This is a genomic window from Clostridium tanneri, assembly GCF_033659955.1.
GTDB lineage: Bacteria > Bacillota > Clostridia > Clostridiales > Clostridiaceae > Clostridium_AM > Clostridium_AM tanneri.
The window spans coordinates 126830-151152 of sequence record NZ_JARUJP010000007.1; the positions used below are offsets into that span (position 1 = coordinate 126830).

Sequence of the window (24323 nt, forward strand, 5' to 3'; positions counted from 1 at the left end):
TATGTTAAGCTATTTTTACCTTACCTTAAAGAAATCATATATTTTCATACATTAGCTGCCGTAATTCTGATATAACTTTAATCTTATAATGCTCTACTTATTTCCCAGTAAACTTTTAATTTCTTCCATGAAAGTATTGATATCTTTAAACTGTCTGTATACAGATGCAAATCTAACATAAGACACTTCATCCAAATCCTTGAGACTCTCCATTATCATTTCACCAATATACTCAGACTGAACTTCTGTCATCATTTTATTACTAATCTTTTTTTCTACTTCATCTGCAATATTCTCTATTTGCTGCCTCGAAACAGGCCTTTTCTGACAAGCTTTTATTAATCCATTTATTATTTTTGTTCTATCGAAGTATTCTCTATTCATGTTTTTCTTTATAACTAGTATAGGCACATTTTCAACTTTTTCATATGTAGTATACCTTTTCGCACATTCCAAACATTCTCTTCTTCTTCTTATAGACATATCATCTTCAGTTGATCTTGAATCTACTACCCTGCTTTCTAAATAACCACAGTAAGGGCACTTCACATCTCTTCACGTCCTTCTAAATATATTATCCTTTTTAAATTTACGCCTATAATAATTATACACATTTCAGTGGTAAATTCTATAGTTTAGTAGATTTTAATTAATTTTATAAATCTAACCTTTTGTACATCCACTTATTCCTTCAACATAAACTCTCCTCCATCTATAAGCAAAACATCAACACCTATCTTCTTTACATTTTCCCAAGGAACTTCTATATCTTCACTTTTCCCAAACCAAGACATTTTTTGAGATGGTAAAATAATAGATATAATCTTATATTCATCACAATCAATTTTTAAATCTTTTATAAATCCTAATTTTGTTCCCGTATTTATATCTATAATTTCCATTGCCCTTAAATTTCCTAAAGAATATAAAGATTTTTCTTCATCCATTTTTATCCCTCCAAGTTTTCTCAGTTAAAATTAGCCTTTCAAGACTTCTTCGCGATAACTGCTCAGTAAATAATATGCTTATATTCTTTTAATAATTCATAAAAAATAAAAACCGAGAAAAGTATACTAATATCGTCATATTAGTATACTCTCAGTTTTTATCCTAAAATTAAATATAAGTACGATTATTACCAAGGCTATACATATTTTCTCATATGTCTTAAGGCAGTTTTTTCTAACCTAGAAACCTGAGCCTGGGATATGCCTATTTCATCTGCTACCTCCATCTGAGTTCTACCATCAAAGAATCTCAAGTTGAGTATAAGCTTCTCCCTATCATTTAATTTTTTCATAGCCTCCTTTATAGCTATGTTCTCTAACCAGCTATCATCTAAGTTTTTGTTGTCACTTATTTGATCCATTACATAAATTGCATCTCCACCGTCATGATAAATAGGTTCAAAGAGAGATACCGGATCTTGAATAGCATCTAATGCAAATACTACTTCCTCTCTTGGCACTTTCAACTCTTTAGCAATTTGAGATATTGTAGGCTCCTTATTATTTTCGCCTATAAGTTTATCTCTAACTTGCAGAGCCCTATAAGCAATATCTCTTAGAGATCTGCTCACTCTTATAGAGTTGTTATCTCTTAAATACCTTCTTATCTCTCCTATAATCATAGGAACGGCATAAGTAGAAAACTTTACATTTTGATTTAAATCAAAGTTATCAATGGCCTTAATTAATCCTATACAACCAACTTGAAATAAATCATCAACATTTTCTCCTCGGTTGTTAAATCTTTGGATAACACTTAATACCAGTCTCAAATTACCCTTGATAAACTTTTCCCTTGATGAGTAGTCTCCACTCCTCATCTCCATTAACAGTCCTCTCATCTCATTTTCCTTTAATACTGGTAATTTGGCAGTGTTAACTCCACAGATTTCAACTTTATTAATTATCATAAAGTCATCAGCCCCTTTAGAATATATAGCATTTTAATTATTTCCTAAGTAGGGCTTTTTTATACTAAAGACAACCTTATAACATTTTATTTATTTCTTTCTTTAATCTTTTTATTATTCTTTTTTCTAATCTGGAAATGTATGATTGAGATATACCAAGCATATCAGCAACTTCTTTTTGTGTTTTTTCTCCTTGACCGCCTAACCCAAATCTTAGATTTACTATTTCTTTTTCTCTAGCACTTAACTTTTTCATTGCTACCATTAAAAGTTGCTTATCAACTTCATCCTCAATGAGGTTATAAACCACATCATTATCTGTACCTAATATATCTGATAATAGTAGTTCATTCCCATCCCAGTCAATATTTAAAGGCTCATAAAAGGAAATTTCGGCTTTTACTTTGCTATTTCTTCTTAAATACATAAGTATTTCATTTTCAATGCATCTAGATGCATATGTAGCTAATTTTATTTTTTTCTCTGGATCAAAGGTGTTAACAGCCTTAATTAAACCTATAGTTCCTACTGATACTAAATCCTCTACGTTTACCCCTGTATTTTCAAACTTTCTTGCTATATATACTACTAATCTTAAATTCCTTTCTATTAACGTAGATCTTACACTCTCCTCACCAGTTACAAGTCTTGCAACTAGATCATCTTCTTCCTTTTTACTAAGAGGAGGGGGAAGTACCTCATTGCCACCTATGTAGTACACTGTCTTTATAAAGACCTTAAATTTAGTTAATATTCTATTTAACAATATCTTTAATTTAATCATATTAATCCTCCAATCAATTTAATATCCTTTACATTACTCCTCTAGATAAAAGAGCTTCATAATCATTAAAATCACTTAATCTTTCTTCGCAAAAAGCAACTATTACCTCTCTATTCTGACATTCCTCTCCACCGTGTATTCTTATACAGAGAGGTTTAAATCCTTGGAGGTTACCACTTTGTCCATTTACTACTCTATAGGGAATATAAAATTTATCATATAGATTTAAATCTATATCCTTAAAAACCTTTTTCTCCACTATAATTACTGGTAGGTTAGTAGCTGGTTCCCTTAATTCATTGCCAGTATCTAAAAAAGCCTTAATATTTTTCTCTGAGTTCTTTAACACAATATCTACATCATATATAAGACTTTTTAAGTCTTTTCTATCTTTTATGTAGATTACTATTCTATCAATTAATATATATATTATCATTATTGAAAGCATAAGCTTTTTATAGGAAAAGTTTATAATAACAAAGTTATTAATGTCATAGTCTTCGTTATATTGTATAAACATGCAAGCTCCAGCTAGAAGCATGGAATACAAGAGGAATATAGATAACGCCTTTAAATTAAAAAACACTTTCCTTTTTCTAAAACTAATTAGTATTAGGGCTGCTGCTATTATCATTTTAAATGGAACCGTAGAAAACCTTTTTAGCTCCGGATAGACTAAAGTTATAACATACATACTACCAATAGCTGCTGCAACTAAGATATATCTTAGTTCTACTTTTACTCTCAAAGTACGGGCAGTTATATATAACAAAAATAGGTTAACTACTAAGTTTTGAAAAATCAAAACATCGATATATATAATCAAATACTATATTCACCTCCATTACAATTAATTTCCATTTTCTTACTTTTTATTATATACTTATTATCTTTAAAATTTTGTCATTTTTTATAAATTATTATTATTTTTATATGCTATAATATGCCAACTTATTATAATTTGCTGCCTGTATGTTATAAGAATAAAAAAGCAAGTGTAGCCATAGGCTACACTTGCTTTTTTATTCTTATATTACTTTCTTTGTCTTCTTAAAAAGGCTGGTATTTCAAGGTTATTTTCATCGTAATTTTGATGATATTCTACAGTAGCTGCGGCTTCATCTCTATTACTTGTAAAACTAACTGTTGGTTGTGTTGGAGCTGCAGTTACTTTTGCAACCGGCTCTGGCTGAGTTCTTTGCATCTTTTCTGATTCAAAGCCTGTGGCAATTACTGTGATTCTTATCTCATCTTTTATATTTTCGTCTATTACAGCACCGAATATGATGTTTGCATCTGGGTCAGCAGCATCCTGCACTATTTCTGCTGCTTCATTTATTTCTAGAAGTCCCAAGTCCGGTCCCCCAGTTATATTTAGAAGTACTCCAGTAGCTCCTACTATAGATGTCTCAAGTAAAGGACTGGAAATAGCTTGCTTTGCCGCTTCTTGTGCTCTATTATCTCCTGTTCCTCTTCCTACTCCCATATGTGCAAGACCTTTGTCTATCATGATAGTTCTAACATCTGCAAAGTCAAGGTTAACAAGACCTGGTATTGTAATTAAGTCAGATATACCTTGTACACCTTGTCTTAGAACGTCATCTGCATATTTGAAAGATTCCATCAATGTAGTTTTTTTATCCACAATTGTAAGTAGTCTTTCATTTGGAATAGTTACCAATGTATCTACTCTCTCTTTTAAATTCTTTATTCCCATTTCTGCGTGAAGCATTCTTTTTCTTCCTTCAAAAGGGAAAGGCTTAGTTACTACTCCTACAGTAAGTATTCCCATAGACTTAGCTATTTCTGCAATTACAGGTGCTGCTCCAGTACCGGTTCCGCCACCCATACCTGCAGTGATAAATACCATATCTGCACCTTTTATGGCCTGAGATATTTCTTCCTTACTTTCCTCAGCTGCTTTATTTCCTATTTCAGGATTTGCACCTGCTCCTAAACCTTTAGTAAGTTTGTCTCCTATTTGTATCTTTTGTGACGCCTGAGAAAGAGCTAATGCCTGCTTATCTGTATTTACAGAAATAAACTCAACATTCTTTAGTCCTTCTCTTATCATTCTATTTACGGCGTTGTTTCCTCCACCACCGCATCCTATTACTTTTATATTAGCTAATTGTTGAACATCAACATCAAAATCTAGCACAATATTTACCTCCCTATTAGAAAAAATCTGTGAAAAAATCTTTTAATTTTGATACAAAGCCACTACTATTTTCTTTTTTTTCTTCATGTTTGTTTCTCTCTTTAGTCCATTCCCTTTGAATACCTTCTGTTTCCTTCTCTGACTTAATCCTTAAACTTTTATCTTTCATAGAGTCTGCAGCATCCTTTACTGCACCTACAGCTGCTGCATATAGAGGGCTTGCTGCTCCAATATATTCAGGACTTCCTACTCTAACAGGTTTCTGTAGTATATCCTTGCTAAAGTCTTCAATTCCTTTAATTAATGCAAATCCCCCTCCAACAAAGACTATACCTGAAATTTTGTCATAGTGTTCATTAGATTTTAATTCACCTTTAATAATGCACAGTAATTCCTCAACTCTAGCCTCAATTACTTGTTTAAGTATATCCTGATCTACATGAATTTTGTTATTATAGTCAGCGTTGACTTCTATTTTTATATCATTGTTAACGGAGCTTCTACCAACACTACCATACTTAATTTTTAGTTTTTCAGCCTCTGAAAAAGGAAGCTTAAGACAGACTGCAATATCATTACTTATAGTATTTCCACCTAATGACATTGTGCTTATACTTACTAAGTTTCCCCCTTCAAAACTATATATATTAATAGATTCTGCTCCTACATCTACTAATACTACTCCTCTTTCAACTTCTTCTTTTTTTAACACAACCTCTGATAGAGCTAAAGGTTGGAATACTATGCCAGATACATTTATTCCAGCTTTCTCTATACTTTTAAATAGATTATTTACCACAGTAGTTTGAGCTAGTATGATTTGAGCATCTACTTCCAATCTCAATCCACTCATACCTATAGGGTCTTTTATCTTATCATACCCATCGATTATGTACTGCTGGGGTATTACACCTATAATTTCTTTATCGGATGGAATTGTAATGATTTTAGATGCTTTTATAACTCTTTTAACATCGTTATCCTTTATCTCTCTATCTTCTGAAGCTACAGCTACAACACCTTTATTCCAAACCAGCTCACTTATTCCTCCAGGTAAAGATATGTATGCATCCGTAATCTTGATATCGACCATTCTTTCTAGTCCGTCAATACACTGTTTTACAGATTCAGAAGTACTATCTATATCAACAACAATTCCTTTTTTTACTCCATTACAAATTGCCGATGTAATTCCCATTATCTGCATTCTACCGTGCTTGTCTATTTTTCCGGCAGCAGCACATATCTTCGATGATCCAATATCTATTCCAATTATATATTCATTCATTAAGCATTTCCCCCCCTGTAAGAGAACCATCAAAGTATATATTCAACAAAAATTCTAATTTTCCTCTTATATTTTATCATATTTTAATAAAATCTCAAATATAGTTAAATAATCTTATTTTTTGTTTACTCAATATTCCAAAAGGGAAAGACTTCCAGTCTTTCCCTATCTATATTCTAATTGGCTTTTTCTAAATCATTTATTTTTACACTTCTGGTATGTAAAGTATGACTCCACTCCTTATTATTTTTATCCATGATTCCTTGAATGGAAATCGGAAACCATGTAATAGCATAAACAGGATATATTATATAATACCAGAATATTTTTAAGTTAAGCTTCTTTTCTAGAACTAGTATAAGCGGCGTGTATATAAATTGTAAAACTCCAAAAATGCCAATAGCAATAGTAAGCAAGTTAAAGTTGAATGAATAAATAAAAGTATTGAAGTTAGATATTATATTAAATGCTTTCATAAAGTATTGAAATACACCGGTTATTGCAGAGATACCTATCAAAATGGCAATTATAGGTTGAATGCTATACAGTGCACAATCCAAAGCAACAAAGCTAAATTTAGATATTGCTCTTCTTAGTAATTTAAAAAAATACCTACTTGAAACATCTGCAAATCCCTGCATCCATCTTTTTCTCTGCCACCAGGACTGAGCCAGCGTAAGAGGCTTTTCATCATATATAACAGCATCATGTGCCCAACCTACTTTATAACCATTTAAAACTAGCTTACAGGTGAATTCTAAGTCCTCAGTTAAACACGTAGCACCCCAACCTAATTTTCTTAGTATTTCCGTATCAATGCTAAATCCTGTTCCACCTAACTGACTTGATAGTCCAATATTGTTTCTAGCTAATTGAAACATTCTATTGTTAGTCCAAAAGGATATTGAGTAACTTCCAGTAATCCATGTATCCTCTGGATTTTTACTATCTAGATATCCTTGAACAACTTTATATCCCTCACATAGTTTTTTATTCATTTCTATTAAAAAATTCTTATGAGCTAGGTTATCTGCATCAAATATCGAAACTGCATCATATTTCTTCTCCATATTAAAAATATGATCAAACATCCATTCAAGTGCATAGCCTTTTCCTCTTTTTTCTTTATTTACTCTTTCATAAACTATAGCACCTTTTTCTCTTGCCCTCAGCGCAGTTTTATCGGTACAATTATCTGCAATAACATAAATGTCATAAAGGTGTTTAGGGTAATCAAGCCTTTTTAAACTTTCTACAATATCTCCAATAACAATTTCTTCATTATGTGCTGCTACAATCATTGCAAAGCTTTTCTTCGGTTTTACCTCTCTCTTCTCTTTTTTTCTATATATGCCGAAAAAGGATATACATAAGTAATATATGGTTATAATGTACACTATATAGGTTAAAACACGAGAGGTATCATGAATAATTTCCTTAAAAACGCTCACTATCAATCCCCCCTAATTCAAGGTTATTTTAGCATAAATAAAAATTAATTACTATAGAATTTTTAATAATTATGGAAATTATTTTATGTATAATTGTAAAATTGACTAACTACAAGATATCTATAGCAATATATACATAAATGCACTTAACTATTATTATTACAAGTTTTTTGAATTTTAATTAACTTTAACTATATAAAGTCCATTTGTTATTAATAAAGTTATGTGGTATTATATAATTAACAAAAATAAACTTAGCTGTTATAGTACAGCAATTAGAAAAGGGGGTAGAGCCTTATGAGGCGCTACGAACTGATCTTCTACATTGATTTACGAAGGCTTCATAAAAAAGACGAATCCTTTGGTTAAGTCCTCTCTTAAAATTTAAATTTAAAAATTTAAGGAGGATTTACTATGAATGCTACTGTCGAAAAAGTTAACACCGCTAATATAACTGAGAGTAAAATAGAAAAAACTAAGGAAGTTGAGAAGAAGAGTACATCTCTAAAAGATCAATTTTGCTTGAAAACTTTAGACTATTTCATATTCTAATAAAAAAGCAGAGTCCTATGGACTCTGCTTTTTTAGAGCACTTTAAAGTTAACACGAAAGCTACTCTATATATACTCATTTCTCTATTAAAGTATAATTGTTACTTATAAAGAAATAATTTTTGTAAGCATATCCCTGTCTATAGCATAGCTAAGGGCTGTTTCATAGGATATTAAACCTTTCTTGTAGAGTTCCGACAATGACATATCCATTGTCTTCATTCCATATTTAGCACCAGTTTGCATTGATGATTCCACTTGATGGGTTTTACCTTCCCTAATCATGTTTTGAATTGCACTGGTAGCTACCATTATTTCTAAAGCTGCCTCTCTTCCTTTTCCATTCACCTTAGGCAAAAGCTGTTGTGAAACAATCCCTTTAAGTACTGCAGCAAGCTGAATTTTAATCTGCTGCTGCTGGTGCGGTGGAAACACATCTACAATTCTATCGATAGTTTTTGCCGCTCCTATAGTATGTAATGTAGATAAAACTAAATGTCCTGTTTCTGCTGCTGTCAACGCTACGGATATGGTCTCCAAATCTCTCATTTCTCCCACAAGAATAACATCAGGGTCTTCCCTCAATACTGATCTTAAAGCATTAGCATAGCTTAATGTATCTTTTCCTATCTCTCTTTGATTAATTATAGATTTATTATGTTTATGTAAATATTCAATGGGATCTTCAAGTGTAATTATATGGGAAGCCCTAGTAGCATTAATTTCATTTATCATAGCAGCTAGGGTTGTACTCTTACCAGATCCAGTAGGACCTGTAACTAAAACCAGACCTCTCTTATTAGCTGCAAGTTCTTTTATAATAGGCGGAAAATTAAGGTCATTTAATGTAGGGACTTTGGAACCAACAACTCTTATGGCAATAGCACTACTTCCTCTCTGTTTAAACAAATTAACTCTAAATCTGCCAGTACCAGCAACAGAAAAAGAAGTATCTAAATCTCCTGTTTTTATATAAGACTCATAATCTTCTCCTAATATTTCCTTAGCATAATTTTCAGTATCTATTGGCTGAAGCTTTACATTGCTTATCTGCCTTAATTCCCCATTCACCCTTATCACAGGCGGCACCCCAACAGTTAAGTGCAAATCTGAAGCATTTTCTTTCATGGTTATATCTAGTAAATCCTTTAGTAGTTCCATTTATGCTCTCCTTTCATCAATGCTTACTATAATCAAAAATTTAGCATCCTTTATAACTATCGTATATAATCATAAACACATAAGATTATAATTCTACAAATTTTATTAAATTCCTTTTATTATTTTAATTTACTAAACTAAAAATCAAATTAAAACTGAGAATTAATTCTCAGTTTTAATTATTTTTTTCCCAAGTTTAACTCTTTATTTAACTTTTTTAGTGCTCTCTTTTCTATTCTGGAAACATAGGATCTAGAAATACCAAGAATTTTTGCTATTTCTCTTTGGGTTTTTGGCTTTCCTTCTAAGAGTCCATACCTCATTTCAACTACGTTTTTTTCTCTTTCAGAAAGACAAGTATTTATCTTGGAATACAACTTTTTAATTTGTATCTTACTTTCAACAATCTCTATTATAGAATCTTCATCACTACTTAAAACGTCCATAAGAGATATTTCGTTTCCCTCTTTATCAATGCCAATAGGATCCTGCAAATATACCTCACTCTTGTTCTTCTTATTATTTCTTATAAGCATAAGTATTTCATTCTCTATACATTTTGCCGCGTATGTTGCAAGTCTGGTTCCTTTCGATGCATCAAAAGAATCTATAGCTTTAATTAAACCCACTGTTCCAATAGATATTAAGTCATCAACTTCCTTACCTGGATATGAATATTTCTTTACAATATGTGCTACTAACCTTAAGTTTCTTTCAACTAAAATATTTTTAGCTACCATATCTCCTTCTTTTAACATCCTTAAATAATACTCTTCCTCCTGGTCATTTAGAGGCTGCGGAAACGAACTACTGTTCGTAATGTAAGCTGTTAAAAAGACCATATTACCTACAATATCTAATAAGCAATTTGTTAAAAACACGGGCTGCTCCTCCTAATAGTGCTTATTAATATATTATGAGGTAGTGCTAAAAAAAGTGCATGTAAATATGAAATTATTTTAGATATTGACTTACTCCATTAACAATGTCTTTAAATACTGGCGCTGATGTAGATCCTCCACTATCTTTATCCTTATCTATATCCTGTATAAATACAATCATAGAATAGTATTTATTATTTATCTTAAAAAATCCTGCAAACCATCCATCTGAATGTTCTTCTACCTCTCCCTGTTTTGATACTTCCATCCTTTCTGTAGTTCCAGTTTTTCCTCCTATTTCTAAGCCATCTATGAAAGCTGCCTTGGCAGTTCCTTCTTTTACAACCTTTTTCATTTGATTTTTTATAGTATCGGCTGTAGACTTTTCTACTACTGGCCTCTGATCTGTAGCTAAGGTTTCTATTTCGTTGTTATTGTCATCTACATAGGAATCTATAATATACGGCTTTACGTATACACCATTATTAGCAACGGTGTTGGCTATACTTAAAGCTCCAACAGGAGTTATTCTAATGCTTTGACCAATAGATGCAATTCCTAAGCTTCCGTCACTATACTTAGCATTTTTCACTTCAGAAATGCCCTCTTTCTCACTATCAAAACCTAGTACCTTTTCTAAAAGTCCCTGGGACTTAGCATTATCATAAAAGTTATTAAAACCTACTTTATTTCCTATTTGGGCAAATATGTCATTACAGGATACTACAAAAGCCTCTTCTACAGTTAAAGTTCCATGTTTCTTGTGCTTTTCTCCCTCATATAGACCTCTACAAGTAAATACATCATTGCTACTTATACTTTTTCTATCTAATCCTGCCTCTTCAACTATAATCTTAAATATTGAACCAGCAAAAAAACCATGATTAGTAGCTACTCCTAAGTTTACATTAGGCTTACTATCATCTTTCTGAACTAATGCTTTAATCTTACCTGTATTTGCTTCCATTAATACTACTCCGATTTGAGAAAAATTCTTATCTTGAACTAGTATTTCCTTTATCTTATCCTCTATATTCTTATCTACTGTTAATCTGACGTTTATATTATTTTTAGGCAACTCAGTTTCTTCCCCGATTATGCTGCCATTTACATCTCGATTAAATACTATCTGAGGCTTTTTATTGTCTTTTGTCTTATTGTAAATTTGCATCTCTAAGGAATCCGCAGACTTTAATTCATTATTATCAGTTCTTCTAGGATTAACTAATAGATTCTCTAATTTCCATACCCCGTCCTTATTTAATGATGAGGATTCATACACATAAAATCCTTTAACATTTTTCACCAACTTTAACTTATTATAAGTACTCTCATCAATTTCATAATAAAGTTTCTGGCTGCTTTTTAACATTCCTATATTGCTTAGATCGTATTCTTTATTGTAATTTCGAAGAATATACATTAACGTTAAGATTTGATCAGAATCTGTATCTAAATTATTTCTTTTAAATATATCTGGTGAAATTACTGCATAATATTTTTTATCATAATTTAATAGCTGCTTTCCATTACTATCAAATAATAAATAATTTGAATCGGTAATATACTCTTTATATGCATATTGAGAATCTGCTTGTGCACTTAGTATATCTGACCCGATATATTGAAATTTAACTATTCTATAATACAATATGCTAAGTATAATTAAAAAAATTGCTAATATTATACGCTGCCTTTTTCCTATCTTTGCTCTACTTACTTTTATTATCATAAAAAAACACCCCACTCAGACAAAATTTTGTCCAAAATGAGGTATTTTATTCATATATTTACTAATCTCTTTGTAAAATTTGTTTTATGTTTGCTACCATAATGTCTATAGCCACTTTGTTGTGACCACCTTCAGGTATTATAATATCAGCATATCTTTTAGTTGGTTCTATAAATTGCATATGCATTGGTCTTACTACATTTAAGTATTGATTTATAACTGAATTTACTGTTCTTCCTCTTTCATTTATATCTCTTAAGATTCGTCTTATTATTCTTACATCGGCATCTGTATCAACATATATTTTTATATCTAATAAATCTCTTACTTTTTCTTCCTGGAGGATAAGTATTCCTTCTACTATGATTATTTCTCGAGATTCAATTTTTACTGTCTCTTTTTTTCTGTTGTGAACCTCAAAATCATAGATAGGCTTCTCAATAGACTTGCTATTTAACAAGTCTTTTAAATGCTCTATAAGTAGTGCTGTATCAAAGGCATTAGGATGGTCATAGTTAGTTTTTATCCTTTCTTCCATAGAAAGGTGACTTTGATCTTTATAATAAGAATCCTGCTCTATCATTGCAATGCAATCCTTATTAAACTTCTTATATATTTCTTTAGCAACAGTACTTTTTCCTGAACCGGTTCCACCAGTAATTCCTATCAGAATTGGACGCTTCATTTATTATCCCCCTTTTGTAGCAATATTAAATACCTTTATTTATTTTTTATCTTTGATCAACATGTCTCCTTCTACTAATTCAACGTCTGTTCTTATGGTAAATATCATCTGTGCTGAAGGTGCTGAAGGAATTTTTTCACCTTTTCCGTTCTTCATGTCCTCTAGGAATATTTCAAGGTTTTCTCCAGTTGGTCTTAAAACCTCTACTTTGTCTCCTTCTAGTACTTTATTCCTTTGCTCAACTGTTGCAACGCCAGTACTACTATCATAAGCTTTTACTATCCCTACGATATCATAACCTCTTATATAAGAAGATGATCCATAGGTTTGTTTGTTTGGATCTCCAAAGTAAAATCCTGTAAAATACTCCCTATGACTTGCTTTTTCAAGATTTTCTAACCAATTGCTGTTAAACTTATAGTCCTTTGGATTTTCAAAATATGCATCTATCGCCTGTCTATAAGCTTTAACAACGGAAGCTACATAAAAGACACTCTTCATTCTCCCTTCTATCTTGAAGGATTCTATGCCAGCTTCAACTAGTTCCGGTATATGCTCTATCGTGCATAAATCCTTGGAATTTAATATGTAGGCTCCTTTTTCATCTTCAAATACCGGGAAATACTCTCCTGGTCTTTTTTCCTCTACTAGGTAGTATTTATATCTGCATGGTTGAGCACACTGACCTCTATTGGAATCCCTTCCAGTCATATAATTAGAAATAACGCATCTACCAGAATAAGCCATGCACATTGAACCGTGAACAAAGGCCTCTATTTCACAGGATTCAGGTATCTTTTCTTTTAATTCTTTTATTTCCTGCAAGGATAATTCTCTTGCTAAAACTATTCTCTTTATGCCCTGCTTATGCCAAAATATTGCAGATTTCCAGTTTACGTTATTGGCTTGAGTGCTTAAGTGCAGCTCTAACTCTGGTACTACCTCTCTTGCAGTCATAACTATTCCTGGGTCAGATACAATTATAGCATCTACCCCTATTTTGTGTAGGTTTATTAAGTAATCTTCCAATCCTTCTAAGTCTTCATTATGTGGAAATACATTTATTGTAACAAATACTCTCTTACCTCTACTATGAGCATATTCTATCCCTTCTTTTAATTCTTCATCAGTGAAGTTATCTGCAAAAGCCCTTAAATTGAGCTTGCTTCCACCAAGATAGACTGCATCTGCACCAAAATCTATAGCAGTTTTTAACTTTTCTAGATTTCCAGCTGGTGCTAGTAATTCTGGCTTTTTCATATTAATCTCTCCTCCTAGTAACCGCAATTCCGTCACCCATAGGTATAACTGAGGTTACTAAATTTTTATCTTTAGATACCATCTCTAGGTATTTTCTCATTCTTTTAACAATAGTTATTTTTCTTCTTTCTACAAGTTCATCGGATGCAACCATCCCTCTAAAAAGTACATTGTCAGCTATTATTATTCCGTCCTCATTAAGTAGTCTAATACAGTGAGGGAGAAACTGATTATAATGGCCTTTTCCTGCATCCATAAATATTAAGTCGTATTTATCATCTAGTTTTTCTAGAATATCTAGACAATCTCCTTGTAGGATATTTATCTTATCCTTGAAGCCATACTTTTCTATGTTACTGCTAGCAATCTCAACCATTTTAGAATCTCTTTCTATAGTTGTTATAGAGCTTTTTCCTTTAGAACTTAAACTCATTAAAATTGCTGAATATCCTATTGCAGTACCTAATTCTAAAATCTTTATAGGCTTCTTCATCTGTATCATAAGTTCAAGAAACTTTGCTACTTCCTTTTGTATTATAGGAACAAGGTTATTATGGCCGTAGTCCTCAAGTTCTTTTAATATACCTTCATGCTCTTCTATAAGGCCTCTTATATAATGCTCCATGTACTCATATGCAACACCGCTCATTTTTTTCCTCCAAAACTATAATAATCTAATTAAATTTATTATAAGTCTCAAGAATTTAGCTACATTTATATTATATAAAAAAGTTGACAGTTGACAACTGACTACTTCCTGTCAATTGTCCATTGTCAACTGTTTTACTCTCCCTGTGTAACCTTCTTAACTTCTGAAAATTTCTTTTCACTATCTGTAAAGAAGTGTGTACCGTCATTATTTGAAACAAAAAATAAATAATTAGTTTTTTTAGGATTTATGGCTGCTTTAATACACTCCTTGCCTGGATTTGAAATAGGCCCTACTGGTAATCCTTTTTCAATGTAGGTATTATAAGGTGACTTTATCTTTAAATCATTATAGTATAATTTATCCTTATGATAACCTAGTGCATATAAAACTGTAGCACAGGACTGTAGTTTCATACCCCTGTCTATTCTATTGTAAAATACAGAAGCAGCCTTTTCTCTCTCATCTTGTCTTTCAACTTCTTTTTCTATAATAGATGCCATAGTTATTATTCTATCTAAATCTTCATAATTAATACTTTTGCCATTTTCTTTTTCAATATCATTAATTATCGAAGAAAATCTTTTCAGCATAATATTTATTATCTCTTTTCCCTCAGTACCTTTTAAAAATTCATAGGTGTCTGGAAACAGATATCCTTCTAATGCATATTTTCTATTAGAATTATTTTTTATAAACTCTGGAAGTTTATATTCTCTGCAGCTTTTTATGAACTCTTCCTTAGTTATTACATCTTTTTTTTCTAAAGCTAATGCAATATGTTCAATATCATAACCTTCAGGTACTACAACTTTAACAGGCTCATCATCTTTAATACCTTTGTTTAACAACCTAATAAACTTTTCTAAAGTTATATCCTCTGAAAAGGAATATTTTCCCGGTTTTACTTGTTGATTAATGTCACTGATATCTATATATCGTCTTATAAGATAAGCATTTGATATAAGGTTTTTATCGCTTAAATTCTGAATTACAGTATCTAAGTTGTCTCCATCATTGACGGCAAACTGCACTTTCTTATCGGAAGACTTTAGAGGATGCTTTAAAACGCTTCCTCTAAAGTATAAAAATCCTCCAAGTATTATAATGAAAAATAATAAACAACTTACGAAAACTTTTAATAAGTTTATCTTCTTCATTTCAATTCATCCTTATTTTTTCCTTTGAGCTCTTTTTCTCATCTCTGGATTTAATAGCTTCTTTCTCATTCTTATATTCTTAGGAGTTACCTCTACAAGTTCATCTGATGCTATAAACTCAAGACTTTGCTCTAAGGACATTTGAGTTACTGGAACTAGTTTTAGAGCTTCATCTGATCCTGAAGATCTTGTATTTGACAACTGTTTCTTCTTACATACATTAACATCAATATCTTCTGCTCTAGAACATTCTCCAGCTATCATTCCCTGATAAACATCTATACCTGCCGGTATAAATAATGTTCCTCTCTCTTGTGCATTGAATAATCCATAAGTAATTGATGTTCCTGTTTCAAATACTACAAGGGAACCTCTAGTTCTTTCTGGAATTTCTCCTCTATATTCTTCATAACCATGAAGAACATGATTCATTATACCATTTCCCTTAGTGTCAGTCATAAATTCATTTCTAAATCCTATAAGTCCTCTTGCAGGAACCTTGAACTCTAATCTTGTATATCCGTTAACTGCTGATGTCATGTTTACCATTTCTGCTTTTCTAGGTCCTAACTTTTCCATAACCGGTCCCATAAACTCTTCTGGAACATCTATAGTTAAATATTCTATAGGCTCTAGTTTCTTTCCATTTTCTTCTTTAAATATTACAGAAGGTTTAGAAACTTGGAATTCATATCCCTCTCTTCTCATTGTCTCAATTAGAACAGAAAGATGAAGTTCTCCTCTACCACTTACCTTAAAGCAATCTGCAGACTCAGTTTCTTCAACTCTTAAAGATACATTTGTTTCTAATTCCTTCATCAATCTATCTCTAAGATGTCTTGATGTAACATAGTCTCCATCTTGACCAGCAAAAGGTGAATCATTAACCATAAAGTTCATACTTAATGTTGGTTCATCTATTTCTACAAATGGAAGTGCTTCAGGCTCATTAACATCTGCTATAGTTTCACCTATATTTATATCTGGAATACCAGCTACAGCTATTATATCTCCAAGTTTAGCTTCATCAGTCTCTTCTTTCTTTAGACCATTATATACATAAAGACTTGATACTTTAACATTATCAACTTTTCCATCTTTTCTTACTAATGCTACCTGCTGATTCTTCTTAATGCTTCCTCTTTCAATTTTTCCTATTCCTATTTTACCAACGTACTCATTATAATCTATAGTTGTAACTAACATTTGAAGAGGCATATCTAAATGACCTTGTGGTGCTGGAACATTTTTCACAATAGTATCAAATAAAGGTTCCATATTATCAGATTCATCTTCTAGTTCTTTCTTTGCAAAACCAGCTCTTGCTGAACAATAAACTACTTTAAAATCTAACTGGTTATCATTAGCACCAAGTTCTACAAATAGATCAAAAACCTCATCTAAAACATCTGCTGCTCTCTCGTCTGGTCTGTCTATTTTGTTTATAACTACTATTGGATTTAAATTTAACTCTAATGCTTTCTTTAGAACAAACTTAGTCTGAGGCATAGGACCTTCATAAGCGTCTACAACTAGTAAAACACTATCCACCATTTTAAGTACACGTTCAACTTCGCCACCAAAGTCAGCGTGTCCAGGTGTATCAACTATGTTTATTTTTACTCCATCATGCATAACTGCAGTATTTTTTGAAAGAATAGTTATTCCTCTCTCTTTTTCAAGATCATTTGAGTCCATTACTCTTTCATCAACTTTTTCATTTTCTCTGAATACACGGCTTTGTCTAAGTAATGCATCAACTAAAGTAGTCTTACCGTGGTCAACGTGGGCTATTATAGCCACATTTCTTATATCATTTCTTGTAAATAATTCCATTATTATTCCTCCAATTTTGTTTAAGACACAAATTTATATTTGTAAAAACTGATGTTATATCAAAACTTGTTCTTATTCTTTAAATAAAATACTCAAAAAAATTGGATACTGTTACGTATCCAATTGGATTTAGTCTTACTTATCTATTTTAGTATTATAGACGTAAAAAGTCAACTTTTGTAGAATTATTTCTCTGTAGCAAAACCAAAATCAATTCCTATGGCATCATTTAGTATCTTTAGTATATCATCCCACACAACACTAAATCTCTGCTCTGCCTGAAGATACTCTGATAACGTTGGATTCATGGATATGACTGAACCTATATTATTAAGCTTTTCTTTTACAGAATCAGATATACTTCCTTTTTCTACTTGCTCTGAATAAGCTTCAAATTGTACTCTTCTAAAATCACTTAACATTCTTTTGTTTGTTTCATCAGTTTCAATTTTTTTACTTAACTCTCTTAGCTGAACGATTTCAGGTACATTTCTTAACTCTTTAGCAAATTCATGAGTTTTATCATATATATTCATTACCAGTACCCCCTCTTTTTCCTAATTGAGAATAAATGTAGGTTTCTATATGGATAGAGAAAAGCCTACATTCATTCTTAATTTTACTCTAATTCCTATATTTCCATAATAATCGGAAGTATCATTGGTTTTCTCTTTGTTCTTTCATACAGGAACATTCTAAGAGCTTCCTTTATGTTAGATTTTATACTAGCCCATTCAGTTATATGCTTTTCTTCGCACTCTCTTAGAGCTTCTCTAACTAATTCCCTTGCTTCTTCCATTAAATCTTCTGATTCTCTTACATATACAAATCCTCTTGATATAATATCCGGACCTGCTATTACACTTCCTGTTTCCTTTTCTATAGTAACTACCACAGTAAGTATTCCATCCTGTGAGAGGTGTTTTCTATCTCTTAAAACTATATTTCCAACATCTCCAACGCCAAGTCCATCAACAAATACCTGACCAGATACAACAGTTCCATTCTTTCTTATAGAATCTCTTGTTATCTCTATTACTTCTCCATTATCTGCAATAACAACATTATTTGGCGAAAGTCCTAACTTAATTGCCAATTCTGCATGCTGCTTTAAATGTCTGTATTCACCATGTACTGGTATGAAAAACTTAGGCTTTACAAGGGTATGCATAAGTTTTAATTCTTCCTGGCAAGCATGACCTGAAACGTGTACATCAGCTAGAGCTTCATATATTACTTCTGCACCTTTTTTAAACAATTGATTTATAACTCTAGTAATTAGTTTTTCATTTCCCGGTATAGGTGTAGCTGATATTATTATCATATCTCCTGGAGCAATATTTACCTTTTTATGTTCTGACGCAGCCATTCTTGAAAGCGCTGACATCGCCTCCCCTTGACTGCCAGTGGTAATTATAACTATTCTGTTATCTGGGTATTTATTTATGCTGTCTATATTAATAAACACGTCTTTCTCTGCATGAATATACCCTAGTTCCTTAGCTACTTCCATTATATTTTCCATGCTTCTTCCAGAAACAGCAACTTTTCTATCGTGCTTTTCTGCTGCCGCAATTATCTGTTGTATTCTATGAATGTTAGAAGCAAAGGTAGCTACAATTATTCTCCCTTTCGCACTGTTGAAAAACTCTTCAAAAGTTTCACCTACAATGCTTTCTGACATCGTATAGCCTGGTCTCTCTACATTTGTACTATCAGCAAGCATAACTGCTACACCTTTTTTGCCTAACTCTGCAAATCTACCTAGGTCTGCAACACATCCATCGATTGGTGTGTAGTCAATTTTAAAATCTCCTGTATGGAGAATAACCCCAATTGGTGTATGTATAGCAATTGCTACTGAATCAGCTATGCTGTGACTCTGTCTTATAAATTCTACAGAGACATTTTCCAGCTTAACTATATCTCTTGGTTTTATACAGTTTAATTCTACTACACTTAAAAGATTATGTTCCTTTAACTTTGTCTGAAGGATACCTAAAGTCAGCTTAGTACCATATACTGGAACATTCATCTCTTTTAATATATATGGTAACGCTCCAATATGATCCTCATGACCATGAGTTAAAAATATTCCCTTTACTTTTTCTATATTCTTTTCAAGATAGCTTATATCCGGTATTACTATGTCTATACCAAGCATCTCCTCATCTGGGAACTTAAGTCCACAATCTATCACTACTATATCATTTTTGTATTCTATCGCAGTGAGATTTTTTCCTATTTCATTTAGTCCACCTAGTGGAATAATTCTCACTTTATCTTTTTCCCTACGCAAAAATTCTCCCCTCCTTATTCGTTTTTTTTAATTTTTGCAAATTTATTTATTATAATTTTTTGTACATTCATTGCATATTCCATAAAATTTAACACTATGATTTTTTATCTTGAAATTATATTTCCCCTCAATTTCATTTTCTAGTACTTCTAATAAATCATCTTGAACTTCAATTACTTTTCCACAGTTAGTACATACTAGATGATGATGCTGATGATTTTCCTCTTCATGAATTAATTCATACCTACTACATCCATCATTCAAATCCAATTTACAAATAACGCCTAAGGCCTCCAATAATTGCACTGTTCTATAAACTGTAGCAAGCCCTATTTCTGGACATTCTCTTTTTACCAGGTCATATAATTCTTCTGTTGTGAGGTGACTTCCCTCATTTCTTATTATCACATCTACTATCGCCCGTCTTTGAGGCGTAAGTTTGTATCCTTTTTCTTTTAGATTACCTTTAAATCTTTCTATATCTTCCGGCGAAAGCTTTGACATTGGACTACCTCGTTTCCACCATTATTTTTTTTCGTCATTTTCAAATTTTAGTTTAATACTTATTGTATTAATTGTCAATTGAAAGTCTATTGATAATATGAAAAGCTATGTGATATACATAGCTTTTATAATAGAATATTAATCAAGTTCACCATCATCCCCAAATAATGTCTCATAGGCCTCTGCTACTATTGCAAACTCATCATCATCTTCTACTGTAACTAATATATCGTTTCCTTCATTGTCCTTATCAATTCTAAGTACTATTGCCTCATCTGTTTCTTCTTCATCCTTCGGCACTACAACTACATACTCTTTTTCTTCTATATCTAGTTTAGTTATTACATCAAATTCTACTTCATTTCCATCTTCGTCGTTTAAAACTATGCTGCTTACATCATTATCCATATATTTCACCTCTTAAATTTATATTATCAAATTAAACACCTTAATTATAAGCTCTTAGTATTTGAACTATTAACCATATGAAAATACATAGTCTATTTACTACTAATACTGTCCAAGTATCCCTGCAATATATACATAGCGGCCATCTTATCAACTATCTTCTTTCTCTTCGCACGAGATAAATCTGCTTCAAGCATAGCTCTATGGGCTGCTACTGTTGTTAACCTTTCATCCCACATTTTTATAGGTAATCCAATTCTTTCTTCAATTACTTCACAGAATTTTAATACCTTCTCACTCTGTGGTCCTAAAGTTCCGTTCATATTCTTTGGAAGTCCAGCAACAATAGTTTCTACCTTATATTCTTCACATATTTTCTTTAATTCTTGTATATCTTTTTCTTTTCCTATTCTTTTTATGGTAGTTACCCCCTGTGCTGTAAATCCAAGCAAATCACTTACTGCAACACCTATTGTTTTATCACCAATATCCAAGCCTAGTATTCTCATTTATTCTCTCCTGTTTATTATGTTCAAATTTAAAATAAAAATGCCCCTAAGGGCACTTTTATTTTATATCTAAGTATGCCTTTAAAACTTCCTCTAATATTTCATCTCTTTCAAGCTTCCTTACCAAAGCTCTAGCTCCATTATAATTTGTTATATATGTAGGGTCTCCAGATATCAAATATCCTACCAATTGATTAACTGGATTATACCCTTTTTCTATAAGGGAGTTATAAACTTCTGTTAATATTTCCTTTGTTAAATCCTTTTTGCTTTTAGAAATATCAAACTGAATAGTATTATCGTTACTCATTTATCTCACCCCTCTAATAATTCTAGTTAAATATATTATAGAACATATTTAATAAAAAGTATACTATTTAACTAGTTTTTCCATAACAGCTGAAGAGCTAGCCACCGCTTCTTCTAGTTTTTCAGGCAATTTACCTCCTGCTTGGGCCATGTCTGGTCTTCCACCACCGCCGCCGCCAGCAATGGATGCTACTTCCTTTATTAGCTTTCCGCAGTGTGCTCCTTTTTCTATAGCTCCTTTAGATGCCATAGCTACAAATTGAACTTTTTCTTCTACTGTGCTTCCTAAAAGAACTACACAATCTTCACCTTTGCTTCTAATCTTGTCTGCTAAATCCCTTAGGGCATCACCGTCAATGTCCTTTAGCACCCCTGTAAATAGTTTTACACCTTTTATTTCTCTTACACTGTTTAATATGTCATCTTCAGCGTTTCCTGCTAGCTTAGATTTTAATTCAGTAATCTCTTTTTCTCTTTCCTTTAATTCTGCCCCTTGTAGCTCAAGTTTATGAATTATTTCCTTTTCAGAGCACTTTAGCTTGCTAGCGATTTCTTTTAAAAGCTCATTTTTAGCTTCTACATAAGCAATAGCTTTCGCTCCAGTAACAGCTTCTATTCTTCTTACACCAGCAGCTACACCTGCCTCTGAAACTATTTTAAACAATCCTATTTCACCAGAGTTTCTTACATGAGTTCCACCACATAATTCTTTACTAAAATCACCTACAGAAACAACTCTTACCTCATCTTTATACTTGTCATCAAATAATGCAATAGCCCCACTTTCTTTAGCCTGCTCTATACTCATAACATCAGTTTTAACCATTAAAACCTTCATTATACTATCGTTAACTATCTTTTCTATCTTTTTAAGTTCTTCACCTGTTGCAGCTTCAAAATGATTAAAATCAAATCTTAATCTTTCATCATCAACATAGGAACCTGATTGATGAACATGCTCTCCTAAAACCTTTCTTAGGGTTTCATTAAGAAGATGAGTTGCGGTATGATTTCTTCTTATATTATTTCTTCTCTCTTCATCTACGCTTAACGTAGCATCCTCATCTACTTTTATAATACCTGATAGAACCTTTGCAAAATGCAACACTTTTCCTGCTACATTCTTTTTACAGTCTAGTATCTCAGCTTTGAATGAACTATTGAATATTACTCCTTTATCTCCTACCTGGCCTCCCATTTCTGCATAGAAAGGAGTATTATCTGTAACTATTACTATTTTATCTCCCTCTTCAGCAGAAGTAACAAATTTCTCATCTTTAACTATAACTCTTACCTTTGATATAGTAGATAGAGTTTCGTAGCCTTCAAAAACAGTTTCTATCTCTAAAGGAATTTTATTAAGTATAGTATCCTCTGCCCCCATATAATTTGTTTCTTCTCTAGCAGCTCTTGCTCTTTCTCTTTGGCTTTGCATTTCTTTATCAAAACCTTCTATGTCCACTGTCATCCCTTTTTCCTCAAGAATTTCCTGGGTAAGCTCTAATGGGAAACCGTAAGTATCATAAAGTTTAAATACTCTTTCTCCTGATAATACAAATGCACTGCTATTTTGAAGTTCTTCTATATATTCATTTAAGATCTGCATTCCACTATCTATAGTCTCATCAAATCTCTCTTCCTCTAGTTTAATAACTTTCTTTATATACTCTCTTTTTTCCTCAAGTTCAGGATAGTTTCCGCTGGAACTTTCTATAACAACATCGGTAAGTTTATATAAGAAAGGCTCACTTATTCCTAGAGACTTTCCATGCTTTGCAGCCCTTCTTAATAGTCTTCTAAGTACATATCCTCTTCCCTCATTAGAAGGTAATATGCCATCACTAGTCATAAAGGTAACGCTTCTAATATGATCAGTTATTACTCTCATAGAAATATCGCTTTTTTCATCTTTTCCATACTGTATTCCGCAATTTTTGCTGATTTGGTCTAATATAGACTTTATAGTATCAACCTCGAAAATGCTGTCTACTCCCTGCATTAGACTAGCTATTCTTTCTAACCCCATTCCTGTATCTATGTTAGGTTTTGCCAGTCTATTGTAATTTCCTTCTTCATCCTTATCAAATTGTGTAAATACAAGATTCCAGAATTCCATTACCCTATCTTCGTCGGCAGCCTTAACAAATTCTTCTGCAGAATTTATTTTGCCTTCACCCTTATCAAAATGAATTTCCGAACAAGGTCCGCAAGGTCCTACTCCAAGCTCCCAGAAATTATCATCTTTTCCTAATCTAAAAATTCTTGAAGGATCTATGTCTGTTTTTCTAGTCCATATCTCATAAGACTCATCATCTTCAAGATAAATAGTTACGTAGAGTCTATCCTTTGGTAGCTTTAAAACTTCTGTAGAGAATTCCCATGCCCAAGGAATAATTTCTTCCTTAAAGTAATCTCCAAAAGAAAAGTTTCCAAGCATCTCAAAGAAAGTGCCGTGTCTTGAAGTCTTTCCTACATTTTCTATATCTCCAGTTCTTATACACTTTTGAGATGTAGTAACCCTCGTACTAGGAGGAACCTGTAGACCAGTAAAATAAGGCTTTAAAGGTGCCATACCTGCGTTTATAAGCAGTAAGCTTTTATCATCTTTCGGTATTAGTGGATAACTTGGTAATCTTAAATGTCCCTTACCTTCAAAAAAACTTAAGTACATTTCTCTTAATTGATTTAAACCTAACTTTTCCAAAGTTCATCTCTCCTTTATCTTAATTTATTTTATCTTAATTTATTTTTAACAAAAAAACTTCCATCCCAGTAAG

24 protein-coding genes and 1 other annotated feature (1 of these 25 cut by a window edge) are annotated in these 24323 nt (G+C 32.1%); of the genes, 1 reads left to right on the plus strand and 23 read right to left on the minus strand.

Annotated features, from left to right (window positions below; translation table 11 throughout):
* Positions 1-93: 93 nt before the first annotated feature.
* From nrdR to P8V03_RS08095, 8 genes are all read right to left on the minus strand, one after another.
* A complete protein-coding gene (gene nrdR, locus P8V03_RS08060) occupies positions 94-549 on the minus strand; it encodes a transcriptional regulator NrdR (protein WP_318797809.1) in 456 nt (151 codons plus the stop codon).
* Between the two features lie 134 nt (positions 550-683).
* Positions 684-947, minus strand: coding sequence for a YlmC/YmxH family sporulation protein (locus P8V03_RS08065; RefSeq protein WP_261671614.1), 264 nt, complete (start codon positions 945-947; stop codon positions 684-686).
* Between the two features lie 197 nt (positions 948-1144).
* Positions 1145-1918 carry an RNA polymerase sporulation sigma factor SigG gene (gene sigG, locus P8V03_RS08070; RefSeq protein WP_261671615.1) on the minus strand — a complete coding sequence of 258 codons (774 nt, stop codon included), beginning with the start codon at positions 1916-1918 and terminating at the stop codon, positions 1145-1147.
* A 76-nt stretch (positions 1919-1994) separates the two neighbouring features.
* Entirely contained in the window at positions 1995-2702 is a 708-nt protein-coding gene (gene sigE / locus P8V03_RS08075; protein WP_261671616.1) for an RNA polymerase sporulation sigma factor SigE, read from the minus strand.
* A gap of 28 nt (positions 2703-2730) precedes the next feature.
* Positions 2731-3528, minus strand: coding sequence for a sigma-E processing peptidase SpoIIGA (gene spoIIGA / locus P8V03_RS08080; RefSeq protein WP_318797810.1), 798 nt, complete (start codon positions 3526-3528; stop codon positions 2731-2733).
* Positions 3529-3735: 207 nt separating this feature from the next.
* Positions 3736-4863 (minus strand): cell division protein FtsZ, encoded by a 1128-nt coding sequence (gene ftsZ / locus P8V03_RS08085; protein WP_261671618.1) that lies wholly within the window; start codon positions 4861-4863, stop codon positions 3736-3738.
* A 16-nt stretch (positions 4864-4879) separates the two neighbouring features.
* Positions 4880-6151, minus strand: a complete 1272-nt coding sequence (ftsA, locus tag P8V03_RS08090; protein WP_318797811.1) for a cell division protein FtsA — start codon at positions 6149-6151, stop codon at positions 4880-4882.
* 176 nt (positions 6152-6327) lie between these two features.
* Positions 6328-7602 carry a glycosyltransferase family 2 protein gene (locus P8V03_RS08095; RefSeq protein ID WP_318797812.1) on the minus strand — a complete coding sequence of 425 codons (1275 nt, stop codon included), beginning with the start codon at positions 7600-7602 and terminating at the stop codon, positions 6328-6330.
* Positions 7603-8016: 414 nt separating this feature from the next.
* Here P8V03_RS08095 and P8V03_RS08100 point away from each other — a divergent pair, with 414 nt between their 5' ends.
* Positions 8017-8154 carry a hypothetical protein gene (locus P8V03_RS08100; RefSeq protein ID WP_261671621.1) on the plus strand — a complete coding sequence of 46 codons (138 nt, stop codon included), beginning with the start codon at positions 8017-8019 and terminating at the stop codon, positions 8152-8154.
* Between the two features lie 104 nt (positions 8155-8258).
* Here the strand turns inward: P8V03_RS08100 and P8V03_RS08105 are convergent, their stop codons facing one another.
* The 15 genes from P8V03_RS08105 to alaS form a co-directional block, all read right to left on the minus strand.
* Positions 8259-9314, minus strand: coding sequence for a type IV pilus twitching motility protein PilT (locus P8V03_RS08105; protein WP_318797813.1), 1056 nt, complete (start codon positions 9312-9314; stop codon positions 8259-8261).
* Positions 9315-9493: 179 nt separating this feature from the next.
* Complete coding sequence (gene sigK, locus P8V03_RS08110) at positions 9494-10195, minus strand: RNA polymerase sporulation sigma factor SigK (RefSeq protein WP_261671623.1); 702 nt, start codon at positions 10193-10195, stop codon at positions 9494-9496.
* Positions 10196-10268: 73 nt separating this feature from the next.
* Positions 10269-11927 carry a penicillin-binding transpeptidase domain-containing protein gene (locus P8V03_RS08115; protein WP_261671624.1) on the minus strand — a complete coding sequence of 553 codons (1659 nt, stop codon included), beginning with the start codon at positions 11925-11927 and terminating at the stop codon, positions 10269-10271.
* Between the two features lie 61 nt (positions 11928-11988).
* Positions 11989-12612: a uridine kinase gene (gene udk / locus P8V03_RS08120; RefSeq protein WP_318797814.1), complete on the minus strand. Its 624-nt coding sequence runs from the start codon at positions 12610-12612 to the stop codon at positions 11989-11991.
* 39 nt (positions 12613-12651) lie between these two features.
* Positions 12652-13872, minus strand: a complete 1221-nt coding sequence (locus P8V03_RS08125) for a peptidase U32 family protein (RefSeq protein ID WP_318797815.1) — start codon at positions 13870-13872, stop codon at positions 12652-12654.
* A 1-nt stretch (position 13873) separates the two neighbouring features.
* Positions 13874-14521 (minus strand): O-methyltransferase, encoded by a 648-nt coding sequence (locus tag P8V03_RS08130; RefSeq protein WP_318797816.1) that lies wholly within the window; start codon positions 14519-14521, stop codon positions 13874-13876.
* A 134-nt stretch (positions 14522-14655) separates the two neighbouring features.
* Entirely contained in the window at positions 14656-15681 is a 1026-nt protein-coding gene (gene mltG / locus P8V03_RS08135; RefSeq protein WP_318797817.1) for an endolytic transglycosylase MltG, read from the minus strand.
* A 12-nt stretch (positions 15682-15693) separates the two neighbouring features.
* Positions 15694-17517 carry a translational GTPase TypA gene (typA, locus tag P8V03_RS08140; protein WP_261671629.1) on the minus strand — a complete coding sequence of 608 codons (1824 nt, stop codon included), beginning with the start codon at positions 17515-17517 and terminating at the stop codon, positions 15694-15696.
* Positions 17518-17702: 185 nt separating this feature from the next.
* Positions 17703-18053 (minus strand): YlbF/YmcA family competence regulator, encoded by a 351-nt coding sequence (locus P8V03_RS08145; protein WP_318797818.1) that lies wholly within the window; start codon positions 18051-18053, stop codon positions 17703-17705.
* 95 nt (positions 18054-18148) lie between these two features.
* On the minus strand, positions 18149-19816 hold the full coding sequence (locus P8V03_RS08150; RefSeq protein WP_261671631.1) for a ribonuclease J: 1668 nt from the start codon (positions 19814-19816) through the stop codon (positions 18149-18151).
* A gap of 42 nt (positions 19817-19858) precedes the next feature.
* Positions 19859-20320, minus strand: a complete 462-nt coding sequence (locus tag P8V03_RS08155) for a Fur family transcriptional regulator (protein ID WP_261671632.1) — start codon at positions 20318-20320, stop codon at positions 19859-19861.
* 138 nt (positions 20321-20458) lie between these two features.
* Entirely contained in the window at positions 20459-20728 is a 270-nt protein-coding gene (locus P8V03_RS08160; protein WP_261671633.1) for a DUF1292 domain-containing protein, read from the minus strand.
* Between the two features lie 92 nt (positions 20729-20820).
* Positions 20821-21237, minus strand: coding sequence for a Holliday junction resolvase RuvX (gene ruvX, locus P8V03_RS08165; protein WP_261671634.1), 417 nt, complete (start codon positions 21235-21237; stop codon positions 20821-20823).
* Positions 21238-21295: 58 nt separating this feature from the next.
* Positions 21296-21547 (minus strand): IreB family regulatory phosphoprotein, encoded by a 252-nt coding sequence (locus P8V03_RS08170; RefSeq protein ID WP_261671635.1) that lies wholly within the window; start codon positions 21545-21547, stop codon positions 21296-21298.
* A 63-nt stretch (positions 21548-21610) separates the two neighbouring features.
* Positions 21611-24250 carry an alanine--tRNA ligase gene (gene alaS / locus P8V03_RS08175; RefSeq protein ID WP_261671636.1) on the minus strand — a complete coding sequence of 880 codons (2640 nt, stop codon included), beginning with the start codon at positions 24248-24250 and terminating at the stop codon, positions 21611-21613.
* A gap of 68 nt (positions 24251-24318) precedes the next feature.
* Positions 24319-24323 (minus strand) — a binding site (T-box leader); it runs 230 nt beyond the window's last position.

Excerpts from the sequence above, each read along its gene's own strand:
- P8V03_RS08065 (WP_261671614.1), bottom strand. The coding sequence starts at position 947 with ATGGATGAAGAAAAATCTTTATATTCTTTAGGAAATTTAAGGGCAATG.
- sigG (WP_261671615.1), bottom strand. The coding sequence starts at position 1,918 with ATGATAATTAATAAAGTTGAAATCTGTGGAGTTAACACTGCCAAATTA.
- sigE (WP_261671616.1), bottom strand. The coding sequence starts at position 2,702 with ATGATTAAATTAAAGATATTGTTAAATAGAATATTAACTAAATTTAAG.
- ftsA (WP_318797811.1), bottom strand. The coding sequence starts at position 6,151 with ATGAATGAATATATAATTGGAATAGATATTGGATCATCGAAGATATGT.
- P8V03_RS08100 (WP_261671621.1), top strand. The coding sequence starts at position 8,017 with ATGAATGCTACTGTCGAAAAAGTTAACACCGCTAATATAACTGAGAGT.
- P8V03_RS08105 (WP_318797813.1), bottom strand. The coding sequence starts at position 9,314 with ATGGAACTACTAAAGGATTTACTAGATATAACCATGAAAGAAAATGCT.
- P8V03_RS08115 (WP_261671624.1), bottom strand. The coding sequence starts at position 11,927 with ATGATAATAAAAGTAAGTAGAGCAAAGATAGGAAAAAGGCAGCGTATA.
- udk (WP_318797814.1), bottom strand. The coding sequence starts at position 12,612 with ATGAAGCGTCCAATTCTGATAGGAATTACTGGTGGAACCGGTTCAGGA.
- P8V03_RS08125 (WP_318797815.1), bottom strand. The coding sequence starts at position 13,872 with ATGAAAAAGCCAGAATTACTAGCACCAGCTGGAAATCTAGAAAAGTTA.
- P8V03_RS08130 (WP_318797816.1), bottom strand. The coding sequence starts at position 14,521 with ATGAGCGGTGTTGCATATGAGTACATGGAGCATTATATAAGAGGCCTT.
- mltG (WP_318797817.1), bottom strand. The coding sequence starts at position 15,681 with ATGAAGAAGATAAACTTATTAAAAGTTTTCGTAAGTTGTTTATTATTT.
- typA (WP_261671629.1), bottom strand. The coding sequence starts at position 17,517 with ATGGAATTATTTACAAGAAATGATATAAGAAATGTGGCTATAATAGCC.
- P8V03_RS08145 (WP_318797818.1), bottom strand. The coding sequence starts at position 18,053 with ATGAATATATATGATAAAACTCATGAATTTGCTAAAGAGTTAAGAAAT.
- P8V03_RS08155 (WP_261671632.1), bottom strand. The coding sequence starts at position 20,320 with ATGTCAAAGCTTTCGCCGGAAGATATAGAAAGATTTAAAGGTAATCTA.
- P8V03_RS08160 (WP_261671633.1), bottom strand. The coding sequence starts at position 20,728 with ATGGATAATGATGTAAGCAGCATAGTTTTAAACGACGAAGATGGAAAT.
- ruvX (WP_261671634.1), bottom strand. The coding sequence starts at position 21,237 with ATGAGAATACTAGGCTTGGATATTGGTGATAAAACAATAGGTGTTGCA.
- P8V03_RS08170 (WP_261671635.1), bottom strand. The coding sequence starts at position 21,547 with ATGAGTAACGATAATACTATTCAGTTTGATATTTCTAAAAGCAAAAAG.